The organism is Nocardioides sp. CPCC 206348 (assembly GCF_048654705.1).
Lineage (GTDB): Bacteria > Actinomycetota > Actinomycetes > Propionibacteriales > Nocardioidaceae > Nocardioides.
This window is the reverse complement of sequence record NZ_JBMCZA010000219.1, coordinates 678-2,121: the sequence shown is the minus strand read 5'-3', so window position 1 is coordinate 2,121 and position 1,444 is coordinate 678. Positions and strand designations below refer to the sequence as shown.

At 69.8% G+C, this 1,444-nt stretch carries 2 protein-coding genes; both read right to left on the bottom strand.

Going from position 1 to position 1,444, the window contains the following annotated elements:
- A partial coding sequence (locus ACOADB_RS24550; protein ID WP_378605022.1) for a hypothetical protein occupies nucleotides 1–341 on the bottom strand: 341 nt, incomplete at its 3' end.
- A partial coding sequence (locus tag ACOADB_RS24545) for a hypothetical protein (RefSeq protein WP_378605019.1) occupies nucleotides 338–1,444 on the bottom strand: 1,107 nt, incomplete at its 5' end. The genes ACOADB_RS24545 and ACOADB_RS24550, both read right to left, overlap by 4 nt.

Here is a 1,444-nt window from a genome sequence, read left to right as displayed (position 1 = left end):
TTGCGCTGGGCCAGGCGCCAGACCGCGAAGACGGCGCGGTTGTCGACCGCGACGAGAAGGTCAGCGGCCAACGCACGCTGGACGGTCCACGCGTCGCGCTCGATCTCGAACCACATCCGGCGCGGCGGGATGACCACGATGCTGCGTCGCCAGAAGGCGGGCGGGTGACCCTCCGAGACCTCGTTGATGAGCCGCACCTCGGTCCCGGGGCCGACCGGTACGTCGACGGAAGGGACCGACACCAGGGTGACCTGCGCCCCGCGGTCCTCGAACTGGCGGACCACGTCGGCCAGGAAGCGAGGCTCGTGGCGGGTTCCGACGAACAGCACGACCGCGCTCATCGGGGGGCCACCTTGTCGGTGAGTGCGGACACCGCATCGATCATGATCCGGCTCCGCTCGAACTGCTCGGCGTAGTCGCGGGCGGAGCGACGCAACGCGTCGTCAGCACCGAGCGCGAGCTCGGCAGCGCGGCCGAACGCGGAGACCAGGAAGTCGTGGTCGAGCCCGGCCACCCCGGTCCACAAGGGATAGCCCTCGAGCAGGGTCGATGCGTCGTGCCGTACCTCGTGGGCCGAGACGATCGGCAGGGCCGTCGCCATGCACTCGTAGACCTTGCCGGACGTCATGAACGCACCGCCGATGACCATGAAGGTCACGGCGTCCAGGCTGCCGTAGAACTCCCCGACATCGCGCTTGGGCACCGGGCCGCCGTACGTGACTCCGTCGGCTTCCGCTGCGATCAGCTGCTCCAGCACGACCGAGGAACCGCGCACCGCGCCGGCGCCGAGGTTGCCCCGCCAGTCCCACGTCGCGCCCTCGAGGAGCGGGTTGGTCGCGCGCGCGTCACGCCATGCGCCCAGGACGGTGCTGACGAACTCGGGCCGGAAGTTGATCGTGCCGAGGTAGCCGAAGCGCAGCGGCCCGACCGGAGGCTGCGGGATCGCGGTGGGGATGCTGTCCCGGTCGAATCCGTTGCGGACGACGCGGACCTTGTCCGTCAGCTCCGGATACCGGTGGCGATAGTGATCGGCGATCGGTTCGTTGACCAGCCACAACGACGTCGTGGCCTCGAGCGCCCGCTGTTCCCACTGGCCGCTGATCGAGTCCCTCTCGAAGGCCTCGCCCCCATGGATCACGTCGACCGACCAGCCGTCGCGGAAGTCGACGGCCATCGGCACCTGGTGCTCCTCGTGCAGGCGCAACGCAGCAGCCAGGGAGACGTATGGAACGCAGCTCACCAGGACCAGGTCGAACGGGTCCTCGCGGTGCAGGTCCAGCACCACCTGCTCCAGGTCACCGCGCCAGCCGCCGAAGGTCGGCTCCGGGAACGACTCCTCGTTCTTCTCCCGCCACTCCTTCAACCAGCGTCCCGGGGTCAGCGCCCGCGCCTCGTCGAAGGTGCGGATGTCCGTCTCCAGGTCGGCCCGGGCGAGCGGGAGCTC